Here is a 21,942-nt window from a genome sequence, read left to right on the forward strand (position 1 = left end):
GAATGGCCCGTTCCTCGTAGGCTGGCCTCAGGCCCCGGCGATCTGCGGCGCCCCTCGTTGCTTGCGCAGTCGCATGCCGTGGCCGGACTGACGGCAGCCGTTCTCCGCACACTCCGTGCGCCGCCGCCTCGGCGGAAGGGTGACAGGGGAGGTCTTATGACCGCGACGGTGGATCCGGATCGCTCCGAGTGGGACGTGATCGTCCTCGGCGGCGCGGCCGCGGGGGAGAACGCCGCTCAGTACGCGAGCCAGTTCTCCGGCCTGTCGTCGGTGCTCGTGGAGAACGCCCTGCTGGGAGGCGAGTGCTCGTACTGGGCGTGCATGCCCAGCAAGGCGCTCCTCCGGCCCGTGGAGGTGGTCGACGCGGCCGCCCATCTGCCCGGTGTCTCGGCACAGCTGGACCCCGCCGCCGTGCTCGCCCGCCGCGACGTCGTGATCAACGGTCTGGACGACAGCTCCCAGGTGAAATGGGCCCTGAACACCGGCATCGACGTGGTGCGCGGCTACGGGCGGCTGGCCGGTGAACGCAGAGTCGTGGTGAGCCGGCCCGACGGCTCGAGCCGGGAGCTGACGGCCGGGCAGGCCGTCGTCATCGACACCGGATCCTGCCCGGCCGTGCCGGACGTCCCCGGACTGCGCGCCGCACTGCCGTGGGTCTCACGGGATGTGACCACGATGCGGGAAGTGCCGCGGCGGGTCGTCGTCCTGGGTGGCGGTGTGGTCGCCTGCGAGGCCGCCACCTGGCTCAAAGGGCTCGGCGCCGCCGAGGTGACGATCGTCCACCGCGGCACGCGCCTGCTGGCCCGCAACGAGCCGTTCGCGGGGACGCTCGTCGGTGAGGCGCTGCAGGACGCGGGCGTGCGACTGTGCTACGGACGCACCATGGCCGAGGTGCAGCGGCCCGGAGCCCGCGACACGGGCGAGGGCCGCGTGCACGGCGACGAGGTGCGCGTCACCCTCGACGACGGCACGGTCATCGTGGCCGACGAGGCCGTCGTGGCGGCCGGGCGCACCCCGAACACCGATGACATCGGCCTGGAATCCGTCGGGTTGAGCCCCGGCGGTTACCTCGACGTCGACGACCACCAGGGTGTGCGGGGCGCGGCCGGCACCTGGCTCTACGCCATCGGCGACGTGTGCGGCCGCGCACTGCTCACACACATGGCCAAGTACCAGGCCCGTGTCGCAGGAGAGGTCATCGCGGCGCGCGCGGCCGGCTCCTCCGACCTGCCGTCCGCCGCGCTCGGTCACATCGGGCTGCCCCAGGTCGTCTTCACCACCCCCGAGGTCGGCAGCGCCGGCATGACCGAGCAGCAGGCCCGGGACGCGGGGGCCGACGTCGAGACCGTCGAGTACGACCTCGCCGCGCTCGCCGGCACCTGGGTCATGAGCGCGGACTACCGCGGCCGGGCCAAGCTCGTCGTGGACCGTGCCGAAGACGTCGTCCTGGGAGCGACGTTCGTGGGCGCCGGCATCGCCGAACTCGTGCACTCCGCGACCACGGCGATCGTCGGGCGCATCCCTGTTTCCACCTTGTGGCACGTCGTGCCCAGCTACCCCACGGTCAGCGAGATCTGGCTGCGCCTCCTGGAGACCCTGCGCACGCAGCGGCATTAGGCCGTGTCTCTCAACTTCGTGACCAGGTGACTACCGCTGCTGACACGGCTGCAGATGTTGTGAGGAAGCCGGGGCGCCAGGCGTGCCCACTGCTCGCCGGTCAGCAGGCGCAGGCGCCCGCTCGTGGTCACCGGGGCTTGTAGGCGGTGGCCAGCACAGAGACCGTGAGCCGGTCGGGCAGGGGCCCGCCATCGTCCAACTCTGTGGGGCTCAAGTGACGTGCGCTCGGCGTCATCCCCACCAAGTCCAGGGCCTCCGGCCCGATCGGGGCCATGGAGTACTCCACGCGTTCGGTGACGACGGCCTCGAAGTAGGGGTCCAGTGTCCGGTGCAGGCGCTGTTCCTTTGCCGGGTCGATGGTGACCATGGCAGGCACCCGGCCGCGAAGCTCGGCCAGGTGCCGCGCCTTCGGACGGACCACGATCAGCCGGCCGGCCGGGCGGAGCACTCGGTAGAACTCGGCTGGATTGCGGGGTGCGAACACGTCCAGCACCACGTCGGCCACATCGTCAGCCAGCGGGAAGGGACGGAAGACATCCCAGGTTGCCGCAGCGGCTCGCTCATGGGCTCGCGCTGCCGAGCGCAGCGCGCGCACCGACGTGTCCAGGCCCAGCCCTCGGGCGCCGGGCAGCTGGTCGAGAACGCCGGCCAGGTAGTAGCCCGTGCCGCACCCGACGTCCACGACCGTTCCCCGTTCAGGGGCCGAGCCGGTCGCCAGGTGGGCCACGGCCTGGCGGATGGGGGCGTACCTGCCGGTGGCCAGGAAGCGGTCTCGCGCCTGGACCATGGCCGCGTCGTCGCCGCTGGTGGCGCGGGTGCCCGTCAGGAGGCCGGCATAGCCGTGGCGGGCGATATTGAAGGTGTGGCCCGCCGGACAGCGAAGTGCGCCCCAGCCGGGATGCAGGCGGCGGGTGCGGCACGTCGGGCAACGCAGCAGGTCGAGGGAGAGTTTGAGGGCAGGGGGAAGCAACACGGGCACGAGGCACTCCTGGCGCGGCTGAAGGGAAGAGAACGTGCCTCCGTGCACAGAAGGTCACTGCCTCAGGAAGGAACGGGCAGCGCCAAGGGGGTAGTTCACACGGAAGGCACACCAACGAGGGCGATGCCGTCCGACATCGCCCTCAACGCCTTCCGATCACAGGAAGCAGCAGTGCGGGGTGCTCATGAATGCCACGTCATGAGTCTACGAGCCTCGACGAAACCCTGGAGGGGCGTCGGACGGGCCCTGAGCCGCCTGTGCCGTGGGCTGTCCGTGCCGGCCGCTCGACAACCCTGCTGAGACCTGGGTCACATTGACGGTCGACTTCGTATAGATTCATAATGCAGTTATGCATAACGAGCTTATGGAATCCGGCGGCTCCGGCGAAGAGCTGGTCGTCGCCTTCGAGCAGCTGGTGCGGTACGTGCGCCAGGTCAGTACGGCCGGGGGCCTGAGCACCGCCGCCTCGTCCGCGTTGGGCCGCCTCGGCCGCGAGGGACCCCAGCGGCTGACGGAACTCGCACGCGCCGAGGGTGTCTCGCAGCCCGCCATGACACAGCTGGTCACGCGTATGGAACGCGACGGGCTGGTGCGCCGCGTCGCCAGTACCGATGACCGCCGATGCGTGCTGGTCGAATCGACCGACTCCGGAGCCGACCTTGTCAGACGGCGGCGCTCCGAGCGCGCCGAAGCCCTGGAGAGGCTGATGGAGCGGCTCGACCCGAAGGAGCGGACCGCAGTCGTCATCGCACTTCCCGCGCTCGCCCGGCTGGTCCAGGCCGAGGCGTCCGACTGACCGCCGGCATCGAAGACAGCCGACCTTCCAGGAGAAGAAAGAGGCAATGACCGCACCGCATGGGACTTCGACGAGCCCTTTCAAACAGCCACGTGCCGTCTGGGCCGTGGCGTTCGCCTGCGTCATCTCGTTCATGGGCATCGGCCTGGTCGACCCGATCCTGCCCTCGCTGGCCGAAAGCCTGCACGCCACCCCGAGTCAGGTGTCGCTGCTCTTCACCAGCTACCTGGTCGTCACCGCGGTGGCGATGCTGGTGGTCGGCTGGGTGTCCAGCCGGATCGGTGCCAAGCGCACCCTGGTCATAGGCCTGGCGCTGATCGTCGTGTTCGCGGCGCTCGCCGGCACCTCCGGCTCCATCGGCGGCATCGTCGGCTTCCGTGCGGGATGGGGCCTGGGCAACGCCCTGTTCATCGCGACCAGCCTGGCGGTCATCGTTGCCTCGGCCAGCGGCGGCTTCGGCGGAGCGATCATCCTCTACGAGACCGCGCTGGGCATCGGCATCGCGGTCGGTCCGCTGCTCGGCGGTGAACTGGGCAGCATCAGCTGGCGCGGGCCGTTCTTCGGTGTCGCCGTACTCATGGCCATCGCCCTGATCGCCACCCTAGCCTTCGTCCCCGCACTGCCCAAACCCGAGCGCCGCACATCTCTGAGCGCCCCGCTCAAGGCACTGCGGCACCGCGGGCTGCTCACCATGGGCATCATGGCGCTGCTGTACAACTGGGGATTCTTCACCATGCTGGGCTACGCGCCCTACCCCATGAAGCTTGACGCCCACCAACTCGGCCTGGTCTTCACCGGCTGGGGCCTGCTGGTCGCCGCCTTCAGCGTATTCGTCGCACCTCGCCTGCAGGCACGATTCGGCACCGCTCCCGTGCTCTGCGCCAACATGGTCGGGCTCGGGATCGTCATGACGGTCATCGCCGTCGGCGTCGACACCCCCGCCGCCGTGATCGTCGCGGTCATCGTCAGCGGCGCGTTCATCGGCATCAACAACACCCTCACCACCCAGGCCGTCATGCTCGTCTCCCCGGTCGAGCGATCGGTCGCCTCCTCGACGTACGGCTTCGTCCGGTTCATCGGAGGCGGCCTGGCCCCCTTCGTCGCCGGCAAGCTCGCCGAGGCCACCGACCTCAGCGTTCCGTTCTACCTCGGCGGCGCCAGCTTCATCCTCGCCATCTTCGTCCTCGCCTCGGGCCACAAGCTGGTCAGCGCCGCCGAGAACAAGGAGGCCCACGGCGAGACGGTGCGCCCGACCCTCGAGCGGATCGGGGCCGTCCCGGCGCCCGGGTACCGTCCGGTCGTCGTGGCCATCGGCGCCACCGGCGACCCCGACCGGATCGTGGACGCGGCCGCCGCCGTCGCCCGCGAGACGGGCAGCGCGCTGGAAGTCGTCCACGTACGGGAGACCGCCGTGATCGAGGAACAGGCCGTCGACACCGAGGACGCCGACCACGCACGCGCCGCAGTCCTCGCCCACCTCGACCGCCTCGCCGCACACGGCATCACCGCGACCGGACAGGTGCTCACCAGCGTCGGTGACCACGCCGCAGCCGGCAGGGTCCTCGCTCAGTACGCCGCCGACGTCGAGGCGCACACGATCGCGGTCGGCCGTTCCCCGCGCGGAGCGGTGGCGCAGTTCACCGACGGCAGCTTCACCGCCGCGCTGACCCACGCCGCGGCCTGCAACGTCGTACTGGTCGAACCCGGTCGGACACCGCACCGGTTGACAGCAGCGTCACTGGAGGAGCTGCGTACCAAGAGCGCCTGACCGGTACGGGCACGGCGCAGTGAGGACAGGAGCCGAAGTGAGGGCGACGAACGAGTGCACGAGCACGCGGACACGACCGGGTTGGCCGGGCAGGCGCATCGGGAGCGCTCTGGGCTGGCGATGGGTGCTGCACCGTCAGCGCCGCCTGGCGCGCGAGCACGAGCTTCGGCTGCTGTCCCAGGCCCAGGCGCAGGTCAGGACCACCTGGCTGGCGGGCGAGAACCCGCGCCACGCCCACGAGGTGCAGAACATCCTGCACACGCTGGGGGACGCGGCGTTCGACGCCGACCTGATCGGCGCCTGGGACAAGCTGGACCGTCCCTACCTCTTCGAAATCGACGGTGACCACTACCGGTTCGGCCTGCCCCAGGGCTGAGACAGGGCGTACCGCGCAACCGCGGTACGCCCTTCGGCACTGCGGAGCGCGCGAGGCATGGCTCAGTCAGGAGCAGACCATCGATGCCCAACCCCAGCACAGGTCCCCTCACCGGCACTTCGAGCAGGATGCCGACGACGGGCGACAGCACCGGCCGTCACCGAGGACGGGGCACCGCCACCAACCAGCCCCTGCCCGGCGGCAGTCCGAACGGCGGCCACCGCTGGACGGGCCGGACGCACCTGAGGCAGCCGCCGGCCGCCCCCGAGGGCAGCACGCACGAGATACGTCGGGAGCAGAGCCGGCCTGTCGCAGAAGGCAAGCCCGGCTTCGCATCTGCCCTGGAACTCCGCAGCCGGATGTACGCGGCCGCGTTGCGCATGACCCGTAACCGGGTGGACGCCGAGGATCTGGTGCAGGACACCTACGCCAAGGCGTACGCGCACTTCGACCAGTTCCAGCAGGGCACCAACGTCAGAGCATGGCTCGACCGCATCCTGACGAACACCTTCCTCAACAACAACCGCAAGGCCCGGCGTGAGCCGGCACGCAGCCGCACCGGTGAGATCGAGGACTGGGAGCAGGCCCAAGCCGACTTCCCTCTCCTGCCGGGACTGCGCTCGGCCGAGGCCGAGGTGCTGGACCGCCTCGGCGACCCGAACGTCCGGGCGGCTCTCCACGCCCTTCCCACCGAACAGCAGGTCACCATCTACCTCTGTGACGTCGAGGGCTTCACCTACCGAGAGATCGCCGACATCACGGGCGTCACCACGAACACCGTCGGCAGCCGCATCCACCGGGCCCGGCACCATATGCGCGAACTGCTGCAGGACTACGCAGGCGAGCACGGGCTCCTTCCGAAGCACACCGAACTGCCCAGGTGAGGCGGCCATGGACGGCCGTCACGTCTCACAGCGGTGTTGCCGACAGGACCCACGAAGTGGCAGGCGGCATGCCGACTCGCTCCGGTGGAGACGCGCCAGTGGCAGAACGGTGCCGTACCGAACGAACGGCTCCCAGCTGGGACGGGCTTCGGGACTCGTCGGGCGGGGGAGCGCGGCCGAGGGCTGGTCCGGAGACCCGGACGGCCGCTCCGGAGGCGGCAGTTCACTCGCTCACCGCAGAGACGGCGGAATCGAGGAATCTGCGGATGAGGGCCTGCTGCGCGTGCGGCAGACAGACGAGGCTCACCGGGCTGGGAGGTGCGTTGGTGAGGGGGACGAAGCGGACCGCGGAGTGGCTGATGCGGCGTTGAGCGATCTCGGGAACGATGCCGATTCCGCGGTTGGCCGCCACCGACTCGAGCCATTCGTCGAAGTTGGCCGTCTCGATGATCTGCGCGGGGCGCTGCGCGGCCGGCCATGACCAGGGGCCGGTGGTGCCGCTGAGGATGTTGACGACCAGGGGCCAGCGGGGGATGTCTGCCCAGTCAACGCGTTCGAGCCGGCTCAGCTCGCTGTCCTGGGAGCAGAGGGCGATGCGGGGCTCGTCGTACAGATGCACCGCGTGGGCCGACCGGGGGGCCGTGAAGTCGCCGCGGACCAGGGCGATGTCGATGTTCTCCTGCCTCAGGCCCCGTAGCGGATCGTCGCAGCGGGTCAATGCCACGGAGGCACCGGTGGTTTCCTTGAAGCGGTTCGCAGCCCGCTGGGCCCACGGGTCGGGCAGCAGCCAGCTGAAGCCGAGCCTGATCGTGATCTCTCTGCGGGCCGCGGCGAGGGCCTGGTCCAGGGCGGCCAGGACGTGCTCGACATGGGTGAGGAATTCTGTGCCGGACGTCGTCAGCTCGACGTGCCGGGAGGAACGGTCGAGGAGCCGGACGCTCAGGGCGGACTCCAGCTGTGTGACGGTGCGACTCAGGGCCGGCTGGCTGATCAGCAGTTCCTCGGCCGCGCGGGTGAAGGACCGGTGATGGGCCACGGCGGCGAACGCCCGTAGATGGCGGAGTTCGACGTCCATGTCTGCCCGTCCCTTCGCAGCGTCTATGCCTGACGCTTATAGAAGCAGCGTAATCAGCATTTAACAGCGCTGCGACGAGTGCCTACCGTGGAGAGCGCAGTCGAGAGCACCGCGAAAGGAAGGGATCATGACTGCCGTGCGATCCGGCTTCGCGCCCATCAGGACACGGTCGCCGTGGCCGATCCTGGTGCCAGGCCTGAGCGACGAAGCCGCCTGAAAGACGAAGTTGTCCGCACGACGAAGCTGCCCGAACGCAGAAGCTGCCCGAACGACGAAAGAGAAGCCGTCATGAGTCGACTCCTGTCCCCCTTCGGACTCAGTCTTCCGATCCTCGCGGCCCCGATGGCCGGCGGCCCGAGCACACCGGCACTGGTGATTGCGGCCGCGCGAGCGGGCGGTCTGGGCTTCCTCGGGGGCGGGTACAAGACGCCGCAGGCGCTCGCCGAGCAGATCGAGGCCGTGCGTGCAGAAGGTGTGCCGTTCGGCGTCAACCTCTTCGCCCCCAATCCGGTCCCTGTATCCGCCGAGGACTACCGCGACTACGTCCGGGCGATCAGGTCCGAGGCCGCCCGATACGGGCTGCCGTTGCCGGAAGGCGATCCGGTCGAGGACGACGACCACTGGACGGACAAGATCGACCTGCTGGTGGCGAACCCTGTCCCCGTGGTGTCCTTCACCTTCGGCCTCCCCGATCGCTCGGTCGTCGCGAAGCTGCGCAAGGCGGGAAGCACAGTGGTGCAGACGGTCACCTCCGCCGACGAGGCCCGGCTCGCTGCGGAGGCCGGGGTGGACGCGGTCGCCGTCCAGGCATCGGCGGCCGGCGGGCACTCCGGCACCTTCACCCCCGCACAGCTGCCCCCGCCCACTCCGCTGCCCGAACTGGTCGCCCAGGTGTGCAGCGCCGTACCGCTGCCGGTCATCGCCGCGGGCGGAATCGCACAGTCAGGGGACGTGGCCGACGTCCTCCGCGCCGGAGCGGAAGCCGCCGCGGTCGGCACCGCCTTGTTGCGCACCGACGAGAGCGGCGCCTCCGCGCCGCACAAGGCCGCCTTGGCCGACCCCGCCTTCGACACCACGGTGATCACCCGGGCCTTCACCGGGCGGCCGGCACGCGCGCTGCGCAACTACTTCGTCGACCACTACGACGACATCGCCCCCGCCGGCTACCCGGCCCTGCACCACCTGACCAGCCCCCTGCGCAAAGCCGCCGCGGCAGCGGGGGACACCCGTCTGATCCATCTGTGGGCGGGCACGGGTCATCGTCGCGCCAGGACCGAGCCTGCTGCCCGTACCTTCGCCCGGCTCGCCGCCGATCTCTGACCGCCAACGCCGATTCACCAAGCCATCCAGCGACAGGAAGGAGGCCCGGCATGCCCCTGGTACGGATCGACATGATCCGTGGACGCCGAACGGACGAGGTCCAGGCGATTGCCGATGCCACACATCAGGCGATCGTGGAGGTGCTGCGGATTCCAGAACGCGACAGATTCCAGATCGTCACCGAGCACGCGGCGGACCACATCATCGCCCTCGACGCCGGCCTGGGCTTCGACCGGAGCTCCGCGCTGGTCATGATCCAGATCTTCACTCAGTCGGGGCGCACCGCCGAGGTCAAGCAGCGTCTGTACCGCGTCATCGCGCAACGCCTGGGCCGGCTCGGCATCAAGGGAGAGGACGTCTTCATCGGCATCACCGAGAACGCCCCTCAGGACTGGTCGTTCGCCCACGGCCGCGCTCAGTACCTCGAAGGAGAGCTCGCCGTTCCAGGCGACGCGCACTGAGTCCCGTCCCGTGAGACGTGTCGGCCTGCTGCCCTTGCCCGACAAGGTCCCCACTGTCGCCGGCATGTGACGGCGGTTGCCGGGGCCATCGCCCGGCCGGACGTGGCTCGGCCGCCCATGGTGACCAGGTCGTCGTCAACCGGGCGCCGGGTACGTCGGTTGCGGCCCGCCGAGCGTCACGGCAGTGTTCGGCCGTATGGCCACCTTGCTGATCGTCCATCACACGCCCTCGCCCAACTGCCAGGCGCTGTTCGAAGCCGTCGTCTCCGGTGCAACGGCGCCGGAGATCGAGGGAGTGAGGGTCGTACGGCGCGCGGCGCTGTCCGCCACCGCGGCCGACGTACTGGCCGCCGACGCGTATCTGCTGGGCACTCCGGCGAATCTCGGCTACATGTCAGGGGCCCTCAAGCATTTCTTCGACCAGGTCTACTACCCGTGTCTGGACGAGACGCGCGGTCGGCCCTTCGGGTTCTGGGTACACGGCGGCAGCGATGTGACCGGGGCTGTACGCGGTATCGAGGCGATCACGGGCGGACTCGGCTGGCGGCCTGCGGCCGCGTCCGTGACGGTGACGGGTGAGCCGGGCAAGACCGACATCGAGGCGTGCTGGGAGCTGGGGGCGACGGTCGCCGCCGGACTGATGAGCTGACCCGGCAGGCACTCGCGTCAACAGAGAGGCGGGTCAAGGGAGTCGGTGTGGTCCGCCCCGGATTCGCGACCGCGACCGCGTGTGGGGACGACCGAGTCGAACAGGGCCGAAACACCGGCTTCCGCAAGCCGCCGGTAGCACATCCGGTGTTCGTCGTTCCGCAGTTGGCGCGTGGGCCGACATTCATTCCCGCTGCCCAATCTCGGCCTCGTTGAAAGGTAAATCCAATGCTGCAGCGGGAGCTGACATGGGCCACGACGGTCACGGACACAGGCATGGACACCACCATCACCACCACGACCACGGAAGCGGCGACGCCTCGTCGCTGCCGCCGGCGCTCGACCTGTCGGTGCCGGACGAGGAGTTGACGCCCAGTCAGCTCTCGCGGCGTTCCATGCTGCGCCGCACCGGTCTGCTGGGAGCGGGGCTGGCCGCGGGCAGCGTCCTCGCGGGCGCGGGCCAGGCGGCGGCGCACGGATCGTCGGCTCAGCACAGCGGGCGCTCCGGCGAGTACCTGTGGCTGGCCGGTGACCACCACATCCACACGCAGTACAGCTCCGACGCCAAGTACCGGGTCATCGACCACGTCCGGCAGGCGAACGCGCACGGCCTGGACTGGATGGTGATCACCGACCACGGCAGCGAGGCGCACGCCAAGATCGGTGTGGAGAAGGTCAACCCGGACATCGTCGCGGCCCGCGACCAGATCGACGACACGCTCGTCTTCCAGGGCCTGGAGTGGAACATCCCGGCCGCCGAGCACGGCACCGTCTTCGTGCACCCCGGCAACAACGAGGTCGCGGTGCTGAAGGAGTTCGAGAACTCCTTCGACGGCTCGGTGAAGGGGGCCTCCGCCGCCACGCCGGCCAACGAGGCGCTCGCCATCGCGGGCATCAACTTCCTCGCCGAGCAGGTTCAGCGCCGCAAGGTCAAGGACGCCCTCTTCCTGGCCAACCACCCGGCCCGCAAGGGAATCGACTCTCCGCACGAGATCCGCGCGTGGCGCGACGCGCAGCCGTCGATCGCCGTCGGCATGGAGGGCGCGCCCGGGCACCAGGCCGGCGGTGTGCCCGCGCCGAAGGGCCCCGGCGGCGCACGCGGCATCTACGACAACAGCCCCAGCGCCGACTCCTTCCCCGGCTACCCGCTGGAGAGCTACCGCACGTGGGGCGGCTTCGACTGGATGACCGCCACCGTCGGCGGCCTGTGGGACAGCCTGCTCGCCGAGGGCAAGCCGTGGTGGATCACGGCCAACTCCGACTCGCACAACGTCTACGCCGACGCCGCCGTCCGCGGCCCGAACAGCGACTTCAACGCCAACGGCCGTTACGACGACCCGGTGTACGGCGGTGGGCTCAACCTCACCGACACCGACTTCTGGCCCGGCCAGTACTCCCGTACCCACGTCGGTGCGAGCTCCTTCTCCTACAAGGCGGTCATGGACGGCATCCGTGCCGGCCGTGTCTGGGTGGACCACGGCGGGCTGATCAGCGGCCTCAACGCGCGGCTGCGTGCGGACGGACGCGAGGTCACGCTGGGCGGTGCGCTTCATGTGCGCCGCGGCAGCCGGGTCGACCTGGTCGTCGAGATCAGCCTCGCCAACGGCCCGAACTGGGCGCAGTTCGTGCCGGCGCTGTCCCGTGTCGACGTGATCCAGGGCGATGTCACCGGCCCGGTCGCGGACAAGGACGCGTTCGCCACGCCGTCCACCAAGGTGGTGCAGTCCTTCGAGGTGAACAAGGCCACGGGGGCGGTGCGCCTGACGTACTCCCTGGGACGCCTGGACAAGCCGGTGTACGTCCGGCTGAGGGGCACCGACGGCAACCGCAGCGCCGTCGGCCTGCACGGCGCCTCCGTCGACCCGGCCGGTCCGGCGATCGACGTCCTGGGCGACGCCGACCCGTGGAAGGACCTCTGGTTCTACACCAACCCCATGTGGGTCCTGCCCGCATGACCGAACAGCACGACGCGCCCGGCGTCCACTCCGTCATCGGGGTGGACGCCGGGACGGCGACCCTGCGCGAGGCGGACCACCTGATCCACGATCTGGTGGACCGACTGGATCTTCCTGCGGGCACGATCGCCTGCACCCATCTGATTCGCACCGCGGAGCGGCGTGGCACGGCGATCTCGCTCGCCGTGCCCGATGGCGCCGCGGCGGACGCGGCGTGGGGCCCGCTGGCCGCACTCGCCGCAAGGGAAATGAGCGCGGCCGGTGTCGTGTTGGGGGAGCGGGTGTACGGCCCTGCCGAGTCCGCCCGCGCGGCGGCCCTGGCGGCTGCCGAGCACGTCCACCGGCACAGCGGGCGGGCCGTGGTCTTCCCCGGCGTCCACCACCTGACCGGCAGCGTCACCGTGGCGGACGTCCTCACCCGTGCCGTGATCGACCGGGTCACCGTGCTCGGCGCTCCGTCGACCGGCGGTCCAGGACCCGATCCGGCCACTCCTGTGCTCACACGCGACCATGTACGTCCCGAGTGGCGGGACGGGCAGCTGCTCCTGGCCCTGGTTCCGGCCGCAGGGGGAGTGCTGGCTCCGTTCGAGGTGCCCAACCCCACGCCGTGCTGCGCGGATCACGCCTGACGGACGTCAGTTCAGCCGCGCGGTGTCGATGGTCGTGGTCTCGGTGTCGTACGCGGTGACCGCGATATAGCCGGGGTCACCGTTGCGATCCAGGTAGCAGAACACCGACTGGATACCCAAGGGCGCCTCACGCACCGGGTGTTCGGCCACGGCGGTGCGGCACTCGGCGCCCGTGGGGAGTGCCGCGGACTGCCAGGCGGCCAGCTTGCCGTTGGTGGACACCAGCAGACTTCCCGAGACATAGATGGCGTCGGAATCGCTTTCGGCAACCACCGGCGGTCTGTGGGAGAAGTCGTAGCCCGTGGGCGCACCCTGACCGTCGCTCTTCATCGTGAAGCCGCGCACGACGGCGGTGGACGCCGGGGAGCCCGGGCCCTGGAGTACGACCGTGGTCGCCATCGTCCCGCCTCCGATGAGTGCCACGGCCGTCGCACCGGCGATCACCGGGTGCGCCGATGCCATGTTGAAGAGCTGCCCGATGACGGGGATGGAGAACTTGAGGTGGGTGTTCTTCTGATGGACGTGGGCGTTGTCACCCGCGTGGACGGACATGGCGGGTGAATGGTGCCGCGCGCCGGCACGGGGTGGCAGATACGTGTTGTTCTGGACGTTGCCCTCGCCGACCTGGGCACCCTTGGTCCGATCGATGTTCATCGCTGTCTGCCTTCTGCGGCCCGCATCAGCGGCGCGGGCCCTTGTGTGTGGGATGGATGGCTCAACCGAAGGTGTTGTGCTGGATGTTGTGGTCGCCGACCTGGACGCCTCGGGCCTGACGCAGGTCGACCCGGTAGGTCCCGGAGCGCGTTCCGGCCGGGTCGGTCAGGGCCAACAGCCGTCGAGCGAGTTCCACGAGGTGCGCGTCGACGCCGCCGGTGGCGATCGACTCGCGTACCGGCTCCGGCAACGGCGTCGAGGAGTCCGCGGCTTCGGTGGCGTACAGCTCCCGGTACCTCTCGGGGAGGCGCTGAAGGCAGGCCGATCTCAACGCGCCGTGGGCGTCGCGGACGGCGCTCGAGGTGGCGGTGGTCAAGCAGGCGCTCGCGCCCGTGGCCGGCGCCTGTGTCACCAACGTTGCCGGATCCATCCGGGCACCTCCCCAGGAGCTTCCTCGGTCGTGCACGCGTCGATCACTCGGCGTCACAGGATGAGCACGTTATGGGGTGGCGAGCGGGTTCACATGTGGTTGATGTGAATTGTCGCCGATGGTGCACTTGCGTTCGTCCGGTGCCGACCTATTGATCGGACCGTGCCCACAGCGGCTGACAATCAGTGATGGACGCGGGGCCGCCGGCGTGAAGCGGTCTGGGTCTCCTGAGTCCAGTGACGTGGATGCTCGGCGCTGTCAGGTGCCTGCCCGGGAGCGATCCGTCCCGATCTCCTTGAGGAAGGCGAAGGCCCTGGGCAGCGGCGCGGGGCCGGTGACCGCGTGGCCGGCCGCACGGCGGGCCCGCCGGGTGCGCAGCATCGCACGGACCGCCGACAGCGCGGCGCACGCGATCACGGCGGCCTTCAGATCGGCGTCATCGGTGTCCGGCGGCAGACGCCTATGCACCAGAGTGGTCAGCCGCTCTTCGAAGTCGCTGAACGACTGCACCAGGCGGGCGGCGACGAGATTCTCCGTGCCCTCGAAAGGGTGGGTGAGCGCGGTGAGGGTCGAGGCGGCGAACGGTTCCGCGGCCGCGAGCAGTGCGTTGCAGACCGCGTCCCATGGGGCCTCTTCCGCGGGGCGCTCCGCCAGGGCCTTCTCCACGTAGGCGAACAGTTCGACGCTGTCCGGCAGGAGCAGGGCTTCCTTGCTCTCGAAGTACCGGAAGAACGTGCGTACCGAGACATTGGCGTACGCGGCGATGTCGGCGACGGTGGTGCCTTCGAAGCCCCGCTCCTTGAACAAGTGCGCGGCTCCCTCGCGCAGCAGGCGCCGGGTCTCCTCCTTCTTGCGCTCTCGCAGTCCTGGCTCGGCGGTGTCACTCGGCATACCCGAAGCCTCAGGCATGGGCATCGGAGTGTCAATTGGCAGTGGTGCCATGTCGTCGGCTCCAGAGGTGGCCCAGGTCTGCGACTACCCACCCGATGAGCCTCTTGACCTCGCCTGTCATCCCGCCGACGTTGCGCCGGCAGATGATAGGCGACTCCTCGCTGACCGCCTTCGAAGCGCCCCCAGGCCCTGAATCTGTCGACAGTGACAATTGACACTCATGCCAGATTGCCTCAGAGTTCCTGTCACTCGTGACACTTTCTCTGGAGGACACGGTGTCGTCCCGTCCCATGCAGCCATCGCTCGAAGCGCCCGAGCCCCCCGACGTCCGGGAGCAGGAGCCCTCGCCCGATCCGGAGAGGCGGAGCGTGCCGGCCCGGATCGGTGGGGCGTGCGCCCGCCGTCCCGTCCTCGTCATCGTCGTCTGGCTGCTCCTGCTGACGGGTGCCCTCGTCGGCCGGCACATGGCCGGTCCCGCCTTCAGCGATCAGATCAGCCTGCCCGGCACCCCGTCGCACACCGGAGCCGACCTTCTGAAGGCATCGGAGCCGGGCGTGGCGGACCCCAGCGGCAAGGTCGTCCTCCACGTCGACTCCGGCACCGTGGCCGCGGAACGGCCGGCGGTGGACCGGACCCTGGCCACGCTGGGGAAGCTCCCGCACGTCACCGCGGTGTCCACCCTGGTGACCAGCGCCGACGGCCGCACCGCGTACACCGCGGTCTCCTTCGACGAACAGCTGAAGAACCTGGGACACGACTACACGTCCTCGCTCGACGAGGCCACCGAACCCGCCCGCGCCGCAGGTGTTCACATGGCCTACGGAGGCGACCTGGACCAGGTCGTCCGCGCGCCGGCGAACGACAGGCTCAGCGAACTGGTCGGCGTCGCCACCGCGCTGGTGATTCTGCTGGTCGGCTTCGGCAGCGTCGCGGCCGCCCTGATGCCCCTGGTCACCGCGCTGATCAGCGTCGGGACCGGGCTCGGCCTGGTGGGTATCGTCGCGGCGACCATCGACTTCGCGACCGCCGCGCCCACCCTTGCCAGCATGATCGGGCTGGGAGTGGGCATCGACTACGCCCTGTTCCTGACGACCCGTTTTCGTCAGGACCTCATCGAAGGCCGTGACCCGGTCGACGCCGCCGCCCGGACCACCCGCACCAGTGGGCGCGCCGTGCTGGTCGCCGCGGTCACCGTCGCGGTCGCCATGCTGAGTCTGTACGCCTGCGGCCTGACCTTCATCGGCAAGCTCGGACTCGCGGCCACCATCGCCGTCGTGGTCACCGCAGGGGCCGCACTCACCCTCGTTCCCGCGGCCCTCGGCCTGGTCGGCCGGCGCATCGACCGGCTGCACGTACGGCGGCCCGTCGCCGAGAGCACAGGCGAGGACGACAACTGGTACCGCTACGCGACCCTCGTCGCCCGCCGCCCCTGGCCCTTCCTCGTCGTCGGTACCTCGGTCCTCGCCCTGTGTGCGCTGCCGCTGCTGTCGATGCGGCTGGGCCATGTCGGAGCCGGCGCGGACAAGCCGGGCAGCGCCACCCGCCTCGCCTACGACTGGATCGCCGAGGCCGACGGACCGGGTTTCGGACCAGGTGCGAACGGGCAGGTCGTGACCGTCGTGGACCTACGCCACGCAGGTGTCCCTGCTGACCGGATCGCCGCCGATGTCACTCGGGCCCTGCAGCGCACCCCCGGCGTCGACCGGTTCACCCCCGTCACACCGAGCACGGACGGCAAGATCCTCGCCAGCACCATGACCCCCACCACGGGCCCGCAGGACGCGGCGACCACCGGCCTCCTCACCGACCTGACCGACCACGCCCTGCCGAACGCCCTCAAGGGCACCGGCGCGCACGCCTACCTGACCGGAACCACTGCGGGCCAGTCCGATTTCCGGGACGTGGTCGGCCGCAGGCTGCCCGTCGTCGTGGGAATCGTGCTGGTGCTCGCTTTCTTGCTGCTGACGGCCGTCTTCCGCAGTGTGGTCATCCCGCTCAAGGCCGTGCTGCTCAACCTGCTCACCACCGCGGCTTCCTACGGTGTCCTCGTCGCCGTCTTCCAATGGGGCTGGGGCGACGCCCTGTTGGGCCTCTCCGAGCCGGTCCCCATCGAGTCCTACGTTCCGATGATGATGTTCGCCATCGTCTTCGGACTCTCCATGGACTACGAGATCTTCCTGCTTTCCCGGATCGCCGAGACCTGGCGATGGACCGGGGACAACCGGCGCTCCGTCAGCGTGGGCCTGTCGGCCACGGCACGTGTCATCTCCAGCGCGGCGTTCATCATGACGGCGGTGTTTCTGGCCTTCACCGTCTCGCCGACGGTGGTCGTGAAGATGCTGGCACTGGGCCTGGCGATCAGTGTGGTGCTCGACGCCACCATCGTGCGCCTGGTCCTGGTTCCCTCGGCCATGTTCCTGATGGGCCGGGCGAACTGGTGGATACCCAGGTGGCTCGACCGTCTTTTGCCCGGGCTGCACGCCTGAGGCAGGGTCGTCGGGCTGACAGGGCTGAAGCACAGTGCCCGCCCCGATCAAGGGTGCGCGTTCGTCTCCTGCGCGTCCCGCCCACCGGCGTCCACCGCCTCCTCGTGTGGGCACTGGAACCGCAGCAGCCCGTATATGCGGCGGAAGAGGAAGGCCGCGACCGGCAGTTCGACGAAGACGGCGAGTGCGACGGACGCCCAGACGGCAGGTGTGCCGAACGCGAGAGAGACATCGAACCACGCGTCGCACACCAGGAGGACGGCGGTCGCGAGCCCCGTGATCAAGACGGCGGGGTTGCGGCGCTTCCCTAGGACGGCGGTCAAGCCCAGGGCGATGAGCAGCAGGATGTCGAAGCCGACCCAGGTCGTGCGCCACTGGTGGACCTGGTAGTCCGACGGCAGCGTGACACCCAGGAGCACCGTCCAGGCGGCAAGGCCCAGCGCGGACACCGCGAACAGCTCCATGGTGTGCCGCCGGCGCCGCTCGAACCGGTCGCCACGGTCCCTGCCGCGCACGGGAGCCGGGCGTGACGACCGCGAGGCGCTCTGGAAGGGAGTGGTGCGCACCGGCCTTTGGGCTGCCTGGCTCATCGGCGCGCCGAATTCTCGTGGGCACCGAGTGAAGACGCGGGGTGCCAGGTCGTGATGCGCCCTGTGGCGAACCACCCGAGCCCGGCCAGGAACACACCGGCCACGGCGCTCGGCAGGTGCCGGCTCAGCAGCATCACCGCGGCTCCCACATCGAGGCCAACGGCGAGGAGGACGTACGCGGCGCGTTGCCACGCCGCGCGCGGGGCGGCGACCGCCACTGGACGTTCCGGCCGGGCGCGGAAGATCCCCGGAGTGAGGTGGCTCATCGCGGTCCCTTCTCCTGCCCTGTTCGTCCGATGCCCAGGTGGGTCTCGACAGACCCAGGCACATCAGCGCCAACTAAGGGGAGCCCTTCCGATATTTCCCCGGAGACCGCCCAAGAGGCGAAATTCGGACGTGATGTGAGGCACACAGGAGGCACACAGGAGTGGGCGCCAGGAATCCGCGTCTGCCGTTCCAGGACGACTGCCGGGCGCCGCAGGGTCAGGGTGCCGTGCGATGCGACGCGTGCGAGTCGGCGGGAGCGGACGAGGGCCGGCGGGTCAGCCGCAGCGGGTGCAGCCGGCTCCAGTACGGTTCCAGGAGTTCCTCGGCTGCACGGGGTTCCCGCACCGAGGTGTCGCGGAAGGCCAGGTGCAGTTCCTCCACGCGGTCGGCCTGCGGTTTCGCGGTGCGTGCGGGCGGTGTGGGGCGCGCCATACGGCAGGCCCACCAGCGTGCCGCTATGACGGCGCCGACCAGAGCCGCGCCCGCGATGGCCAGTACCTCACGTGATGATCCCAGCTGCATGACGGGCCCCCTTCATCGCGACCCCGGTCCTCGTTGTGTCATGCCGTGTGTCCCTGAGGGCGAGTTGTATGCCTGTGCGGGCTGCGCGGCCGCCGTGCCCGATTCAGTCGCTGCAGCCGGTTCCCGCCCCGGCCGTCCGCCGGCCAAGGGCGACCCTCTCTCCGGTGTGCAGAACCCTCTCGGTGACGGCCGCGCCCTCGTACCGGCGCGCCTCGGAACAGTCGGGCATTGGGGCCTAAAGTGTTTGCTATGCGTGCAATTGTTGCGAATCGCTATGGTGGCCCCGAGACCCTGGAGACGGCGGAGGTCGATGATCCCAAGGTCGGTCCGGATTCGGTGCTCGTGCGTGTGAAGGCCGCCGGGGTGAATCCCGTCGACTGGAAGATCGTCGCCGGATTCCTCGACCCGATCATGTACGTCCACTTCCCGCTCGTGCCCGGCTGGGACGTCTCGGGCGTCGTCGAGGCGGTCGGTCTGGACGCCCCCGAGTACTCGGTCGGCGACGAGGTCTTCGGGTACGTCCGCAAGGACGAGGTGCAGCACGGCACTTACGCGCAGCTCGTCGCCGCGCCCGTGCGCACCCTCGCGCTCAAGCCCGCGTCATTGAGCTGGCAGGAGGCCGCCGGCGTGCCGCTCGCAGGACTGACCGCCTGGCAGTCACTGGCCCGGGTGGCCGTCGCCGCGGGCGACACCGTCCTGGTTCATGCGGCGGCCGGCGGTGTCGGGTCGTTCGCCGTGCAGATCGCCGTGGCCCGGGGAGCCAGGGTGATCGGAACGGCCGGCGAACACAACCATGACTTCCTGCGCTCCCTGGGCGCCGAACCCGTCACCTATGGCGAGGGCCTGGCCGACCGGGTGCGGCAGCTGGCGCCGGAGGGCATCGACGCAGCCGTGGACTACGTGGGCGGTGGCACGGTCGCCGTCTCGCAGGAGCTGCTGAAGGACCGCTCCCGCGTCGCGTCCATCGCCGACGCCGAAGTGAAGCAGCGCGGTGGACACCATGTGTGGGTCCGGTCCGACAGTGCGGACCTGACGGCACTCGCCCGACTCGCCGACGCCGGCAAACTCACCGTCCATGTCGAACGCGCCCTGCCGCTTGCCGAGGCGGCCGAGGCGTTCCGTCTCAGCAAGACCGGACGGACCCGCGGCAAGATCGTCCTCGAGGTCGACTGAACCTCACCCGGGCGGCGCCGGTGTGCCCGCGCCGCCCCCGAGACTCACGGCCGACAAGGCTGCCCGGTGGTCGGCGAAGCAGCCCGAGGTACGGCCACGGCGTCCCGCGTTCGACGGCGAGTAACCGGAAGGGGCCGGTCCTGCCTCGGCTCCGGGCACCGACGGCACCCGCCGCGTCCTGAGCCGCAGCTTCCGCGATGGCCGGAACCAGCCGTACGACCGGGCGCCGGGACCGGACCGGCGGGGCAGTCGGGCTTCGCCGTCGTCCGGGCCGGGCGGCGCGAGGCGAGCGCGCCGCCCGGCCCCGCGGCGACAGAATGCCTACGCGCTCTTCGGTGCCGCCTGCTGCACCACGTCGAAGGACCACAACGTGGACCCGCTCGCCGCCGGCTTGGGGCGTTCGCCGCTCTCCGCGCCACCGCCCTGATGGGCCGCCTTCATGGGGCCCTCCAGCCAGGCCTGGAACGACTCCTCGTCACGCCACCGCGTGTAGACGAGGTAGCTGTCGGTGCCTTCGACGGGCCGGAGGAGTTCGAACCACTCGAACCCGTCGGAACCCTCCACGGCATGGGCGCGAGAGGCGAAGCGCTTCTCCAGGGTCTCCCGCTGCTCGGCTGGAACGGTCAGTACGTTGATTTTTACTACGCTAGGCACATGACACCTCTCGTCAAACGGGGCCTCGACTGGACCCCTAACCTGGACCATGTGCGCGCAGTGTCCTACATCCGACAGTCAAGGAAGCGTGAGGACGACTCCGTGTCGTCCCCCGAAGCACAGCGGACCAAGTGCGAGGCGCTGATCACAGCCAAAGGCTGGGACAACGCGGGCCACTTCGCCGATGTCGGTAAATCCGGCTGGGACCCCAACGTTGTCCGGCCGGAGTTCGAGGAGATGATGTCCGCCGTTCGCGCCGGGCACGTAGACGCAGTGGTCGTGTTCTCGCTGTCCCGCCTCACTCGACAGGGTGCTCTTGAGGCCATGCTGATCAATGAGGAGTTGGCCAAACACGGCGTGCTGCTCGTCAGCGTCGAAGAGCCCTACCTGGACACGTCCACCCCCATGGGCGTCGCGATCTTCGGCCTTATCGCTGCGCTGGCCCAGCAAGAGTCCGACATGAAGTCGGCGTACATCACGGCGACGAAAGAGACGCTGAGGGCAGCGGGTAGCCACGTGTCCGGCATGGCCCCGTACGGCTTTCAGTCGACGCGTGAGCCGCGCGGGGAACTGGTGGTGGTCAAGCTGGTTCCCGATCCCGCTGAGGCCCCGTACGTGCGCGATATGGTGTCCTGGGCACTGGGCGGCATGACCGCATCGGCCATGGCTCGCAAGCTGAACACTGAGGGCGTACCGACCAAAGCAGCGGACATGTCAGCGCGTGTGACCGCCCGCCGGGCCCGAGGCGTAAGCCAGCCGCTGGAGCGTACGACGTGGGTGTCGTCCACTGTGCTCCGCATCCTCCGTGACCCGCGCCTTGCTGGCTACGCCGCCGAGCGCCAGGGGACCAAGCGCGTCATCCTGCGCGACAACTCAGGGGCCCCGCTGGCTGCGCATGAGCCGATCATTCCGCCGGATGACTGGTGGCGCCTTCAGGACGTACTCGACGGCCGTGCGCCCCAGGTGGTTCGCCAGGGTGGGCGCTCCGTGCCGTCGCTGCTGGGGGGCGCCGGGATGCTCTTCTGTGGCGTCTGCGGGTCATCCATGGTGACCGACCGGAGGAACGGCAAGCAGCTCTATCGGTGCAACCGTGCCCAGTCCGGCGCCGTACCGGGACACGGTGGTCTGGCCATCAACATGGACGCCGCTGACGGCGTGGTGGCCCGTACCGTGTGGTCCCGCCTGACAGCGCTGGACCCCGAAGACCCCGAAGATCTCGAATGGCTCGCCGGGGCCGCCCGCCGGTTTGCGGCGCAAGCGGACACGGGCGAGCGACAGGCCGAACTAGCAGCTGCACGCGCCGAGTTGGAACACGTACGAGAAGCGCTCCGCACGCTGTATGTCGACCGGCAGGCAGGCTTGTACGCGGGTGCCGCGGGTGACCAGATGTTCCGTGAGTCCGTGGAGCGGTTGACAGCGCACGAGGCGCGAACGGCCGGACGCGTGGAAGAACTGGGGACCGCCGAGGCTGGCACGGTGGCGATCCCCTCGGAGTGGACGGACCCGGAGGGTGACCCGCTGGGGCCGGAGTCGACGTGGGCCGGTTGGGCCCTTTCCGAACGACGGGAGTTCCTTGCGCTGTTCGTTGACCGTGTGAGCGTGGTACGCAGCGTGGGTAGGGGCCGGAACGCGAACACAGAGGAACGGGTGGCCGTGCACTGGGCGGAGGCGCCAGCCAAGTAAGTGCCTGAGCGCCGTTCACGGCCCGTTGTCGGTAACCCCCTGGCGACGGGCCGTGGGCGTTCCTACGGGCATTGTGGCCCTGTG

Annotated in this window: 22 protein-coding genes; 13 read left to right on the top strand and 9 right to left on the bottom strand. The window is 69.8% G+C overall.

Features of this window, described 5'->3' with window-relative positions:
* The first annotated feature begins 156 nt into the window (after positions 1-156).
* On the top strand, positions 157-1,617 hold the full coding sequence (locus ACQEXA_RS47915) for a dihydrolipoyl dehydrogenase family protein (RefSeq protein ID WP_432924272.1): 1,461 nt from the start codon (positions 157-159) through the stop codon (positions 1,615-1,617).
* Positions 1,618-1,744: 127 nt separating this feature from the next.
* Here ACQEXA_RS47915 and ACQEXA_RS47920 read toward each other — a convergent pair whose 3' ends face one another.
* Positions 1,745-2,596 (bottom strand): methyltransferase domain-containing protein, encoded by an 852-nt coding sequence (locus tag ACQEXA_RS47920; protein ID WP_432924270.1) that lies wholly within the window; start codon positions 2,594-2,596, stop codon positions 1,745-1,747.
* Between the two features lie 349 nt (positions 2,597-2,945).
* Here ACQEXA_RS47920 and ACQEXA_RS47925 point away from each other — a divergent pair, with 349 nt between their 5' ends.
* The 4 genes from ACQEXA_RS47925 to ACQEXA_RS47940 all read left to right on the top strand — a co-directional run bounded on the left by ACQEXA_RS47925 (position 2,946) and on the right by ACQEXA_RS47940 (position 6,420).
* Complete coding sequence (locus tag ACQEXA_RS47925) at positions 2,946-3,392, top strand: MarR family winged helix-turn-helix transcriptional regulator (protein ID WP_432924268.1); 447 nt, start codon at positions 2,946-2,948, stop codon at positions 3,390-3,392.
* Positions 3,393-3,438: 46 nt separating this feature from the next.
* Positions 3,439-5,160, top strand: coding sequence for an MFS transporter (locus ACQEXA_RS47930; RefSeq protein WP_432924266.1), 1,722 nt, complete (start codon positions 3,439-3,441; stop codon positions 5,158-5,160).
* A gap of 37 nt (positions 5,161-5,197) precedes the next feature.
* Positions 5,198-5,536, top strand: coding sequence for a hypothetical protein (locus tag ACQEXA_RS47935; RefSeq protein ID WP_432924261.1), 339 nt, complete (start codon positions 5,198-5,200; stop codon positions 5,534-5,536).
* A gap of 83 nt (positions 5,537-5,619) precedes the next feature.
* A complete protein-coding gene (locus tag ACQEXA_RS47940) occupies positions 5,620-6,420 on the top strand; it encodes a sigma-70 family RNA polymerase sigma factor (protein ID WP_432924259.1) in 801 nt (266 codons plus the stop codon).
* Between the two features lie 223 nt (positions 6,421-6,643).
* Here ACQEXA_RS47940 and ACQEXA_RS47945 read toward each other — a convergent pair whose 3' ends face one another.
* Positions 6,644-7,495, bottom strand: coding sequence for a LysR family transcriptional regulator (locus ACQEXA_RS47945; RefSeq protein ID WP_432924257.1), 852 nt, complete (start codon positions 7,493-7,495; stop codon positions 6,644-6,646).
* Between the two features lie 288 nt (positions 7,496-7,783).
* Between ACQEXA_RS47945 and ACQEXA_RS47950 the strand changes: the two genes are divergently transcribed.
* The 5 genes from ACQEXA_RS47950 (at position 7,784) to ACQEXA_RS47970 (ending at position 12,508) form a co-directional block, all read left to right on the top strand.
* Entirely contained in the window at positions 7,784-8,815 is a 1,032-nt protein-coding gene (locus ACQEXA_RS47950) for a nitronate monooxygenase (RefSeq protein ID WP_433132999.1), read from the top strand.
* A 50-nt stretch (positions 8,816-8,865) separates the two neighbouring features.
* On the top strand, positions 8,866-9,276 hold the full coding sequence (locus ACQEXA_RS47955; protein WP_432924253.1) for a tautomerase family protein: 411 nt from the start codon (positions 8,866-8,868) through the stop codon (positions 9,274-9,276).
* Positions 9,277-9,472: 196 nt separating this feature from the next.
* Complete coding sequence (locus tag ACQEXA_RS47960; RefSeq protein ID WP_433133002.1) at positions 9,473-9,925, top strand: flavodoxin family protein; 453 nt, start codon at positions 9,473-9,475, stop codon at positions 9,923-9,925.
* 247 nt (positions 9,926-10,172) lie between these two features.
* Complete coding sequence (locus ACQEXA_RS47965; protein ID WP_433133004.1) at positions 10,173-11,879, top strand: PHP domain-containing protein; 1,707 nt, start codon at positions 10,173-10,175, stop codon at positions 11,877-11,879.
* On the top strand, positions 11,876-12,508 hold the full coding sequence (locus ACQEXA_RS47970) for a hypothetical protein (RefSeq protein WP_432924247.1): 633 nt from the start codon (positions 11,876-11,878) through the stop codon (positions 12,506-12,508). The genes ACQEXA_RS47965 and ACQEXA_RS47970 overlap by 4 nt, the downstream gene beginning before the upstream one ends.
* A gap of 6 nt (positions 12,509-12,514) precedes the next feature.
* On the opposite strand, the gene ACQEXA_RS47975 is transcribed toward ACQEXA_RS47970, so the two are convergent.
* From ACQEXA_RS47975 to ACQEXA_RS47985, 3 genes are all read right to left on the bottom strand, one after another.
* On the bottom strand, positions 12,515-13,162 hold the full coding sequence (locus ACQEXA_RS47975; RefSeq protein ID WP_432924245.1) for a hypothetical protein: 648 nt from the start codon (positions 13,160-13,162) through the stop codon (positions 12,515-12,517).
* Between the two features lie 61 nt (positions 13,163-13,223).
* Entirely contained in the window at positions 13,224-13,592 is a 369-nt protein-coding gene (locus ACQEXA_RS47980) for a hypothetical protein (RefSeq protein ID WP_432924243.1), read from the bottom strand.
* A 258-nt stretch (positions 13,593-13,850) separates the two neighbouring features.
* On the bottom strand, positions 13,851-14,483 hold the full coding sequence (locus tag ACQEXA_RS47985; RefSeq protein WP_432924241.1) for a TetR/AcrR family transcriptional regulator: 633 nt from the start codon (positions 14,481-14,483) through the stop codon (positions 13,851-13,853).
* Positions 14,484-14,734: 251 nt separating this feature from the next.
* Here ACQEXA_RS47985 and ACQEXA_RS47990 point away from each other — a divergent pair, with 251 nt between their 5' ends.
* The gene (locus ACQEXA_RS47990; RefSeq protein ID WP_433133006.1) at positions 14,735-16,969 is read left to right on the top strand and encodes an MMPL family transporter; all 2,235 of its coding nucleotides are present in this window, start codon (positions 14,735-14,737) and stop codon (positions 16,967-16,969) included.
* 47 nt (positions 16,970-17,016) lie between these two features.
* Here the strand turns inward: ACQEXA_RS47990 and ACQEXA_RS47995 are convergent, their stop codons facing one another.
* The 3 genes from ACQEXA_RS47995 to ACQEXA_RS48005 form a co-directional block, all read right to left on the bottom strand.
* The gene (locus ACQEXA_RS47995; protein ID WP_432924237.1) at positions 17,017-17,559 is read right to left on the bottom strand and encodes a hypothetical protein; all 543 of its coding nucleotides are present in this window, start codon (positions 17,557-17,559) and stop codon (positions 17,017-17,019) included.
* Entirely contained in the window at positions 17,556-17,825 is a 270-nt protein-coding gene (locus tag ACQEXA_RS48000; protein ID WP_359392828.1) for a hypothetical protein, read from the bottom strand. Before ACQEXA_RS48000 ends, ACQEXA_RS47995 begins: the two co-directional genes overlap by 4 nt.
* Before the next feature lie 217 nt (positions 17,826-18,042).
* Entirely contained in the window at positions 18,043-18,348 is a 306-nt protein-coding gene (locus tag ACQEXA_RS48005) for a hypothetical protein (RefSeq protein ID WP_433133008.1), read from the bottom strand.
* A 249-nt stretch (positions 18,349-18,597) separates the two neighbouring features.
* Between ACQEXA_RS48005 and ACQEXA_RS48010 the strand changes: the two genes are divergently transcribed.
* Positions 18,598-19,521: an NADP-dependent oxidoreductase gene (locus tag ACQEXA_RS48010; RefSeq protein WP_432924233.1), complete on the top strand. Its 924-nt coding sequence runs from the start codon at positions 18,598-18,600 to the stop codon at positions 19,519-19,521.
* 321 nt (positions 19,522-19,842) lie between these two features.
* On the opposite strand, the gene ACQEXA_RS48015 is transcribed toward ACQEXA_RS48010, so the two are convergent.
* Entirely contained in the window at positions 19,843-20,175 is a 333-nt protein-coding gene (locus ACQEXA_RS48015; protein ID WP_432924231.1) for an antibiotic biosynthesis monooxygenase family protein, read from the bottom strand.
* Here ACQEXA_RS48015 and ACQEXA_RS48020 point away from each other — a divergent pair, their 5' ends adjacent.
* Positions 20,176-21,858, top strand: a complete 1,683-nt coding sequence (locus tag ACQEXA_RS48020; RefSeq protein WP_432924229.1) for a recombinase family protein — start codon at positions 20,176-20,178, stop codon at positions 21,856-21,858.
* Positions 21,859-21,942 lie beyond the last annotated feature (84 nt).

The sequence above is a fragment of the Streptomyces sp. CA-106110 genome (genome assembly GCF_050936285.1).
Taxonomy (GTDB): domain Bacteria; phylum Actinomycetota; class Actinomycetes; order Streptomycetales; family Streptomycetaceae; genus Streptomyces.

Bases quoted from the DNA above. Each gene is read 5' to 3' on its own strand.
- ACQEXA_RS47915 (WP_432924272.1), top strand. From the start codon at position 157: ATGACCGCGACGGTGGATCCGGATCGCTCCGAGTGGGACGTGATCGTC.
- ACQEXA_RS47925 (WP_432924268.1), top strand. From the start codon at position 2,946: ATGCATAACGAGCTTATGGAATCCGGCGGCTCCGGCGAAGAGCTGGTC.
- ACQEXA_RS47930 (WP_432924266.1), top strand. From the start codon at position 3,439: ATGACCGCACCGCATGGGACTTCGACGAGCCCTTTCAAACAGCCACGT.
- ACQEXA_RS47940 (WP_432924259.1), top strand. From the start codon at position 5,620: ATGCCCAACCCCAGCACAGGTCCCCTCACCGGCACTTCGAGCAGGATG.
- ACQEXA_RS47945 (WP_432924257.1), bottom strand. From the start codon at position 7,495: ATGGACGTCGAACTCCGCCATCTACGGGCGTTCGCCGCCGTGGCCCAT.
- ACQEXA_RS47950 (WP_433132999.1), top strand. From the start codon at position 7,784: ATGAGTCGACTCCTGTCCCCCTTCGGACTCAGTCTTCCGATCCTCGCG.
- ACQEXA_RS47955 (WP_432924253.1), top strand. From the start codon at position 8,866: ATGCCCCTGGTACGGATCGACATGATCCGTGGACGCCGAACGGACGAG.
- ACQEXA_RS47960 (WP_433133002.1), top strand. From the start codon at position 9,473: ATGGCCACCTTGCTGATCGTCCATCACACGCCCTCGCCCAACTGCCAG.
- ACQEXA_RS47965 (WP_433133004.1), top strand. From the start codon at position 10,173: ATGGGCCACGACGGTCACGGACACAGGCATGGACACCACCATCACCAC.
- ACQEXA_RS47970 (WP_432924247.1), top strand. From the start codon at position 11,876: ATGACCGAACAGCACGACGCGCCCGGCGTCCACTCCGTCATCGGGGTG.
- ACQEXA_RS47975 (WP_432924245.1), bottom strand. From the start codon at position 13,162: ATGAACATCGATCGGACCAAGGGTGCCCAGGTCGGCGAGGGCAACGTC.
- ACQEXA_RS47980 (WP_432924243.1), bottom strand. From the start codon at position 13,592: ATGGATCCGGCAACGTTGGTGACACAGGCGCCGGCCACGGGCGCGAGC.
- ACQEXA_RS47985 (WP_432924241.1), bottom strand. From the start codon at position 14,483: ATGCCGAGTGACACCGCCGAGCCAGGACTGCGAGAGCGCAAGAAGGAG.
- ACQEXA_RS47995 (WP_432924237.1), bottom strand. From the start codon at position 17,559: ATGAGCCAGGCAGCCCAAAGGCCGGTGCGCACCACTCCCTTCCAGAGC.
- ACQEXA_RS48000 (WP_359392828.1), bottom strand. From the start codon at position 17,825: ATGAGCCACCTCACTCCGGGGATCTTCCGCGCCCGGCCGGAACGTCCA.
- ACQEXA_RS48005 (WP_433133008.1), bottom strand. From the start codon at position 18,348: ATGCAGCTGGGATCATCACGTGAGGTACTGGCCATCGCGGGCGCGGCT.
- ACQEXA_RS48010 (WP_432924233.1), top strand. From the start codon at position 18,598: ATGCGTGCAATTGTTGCGAATCGCTATGGTGGCCCCGAGACCCTGGAG.
- ACQEXA_RS48020 (WP_432924229.1), top strand. From the start codon at position 20,176: ATGACACCTCTCGTCAAACGGGGCCTCGACTGGACCCCTAACCTGGAC.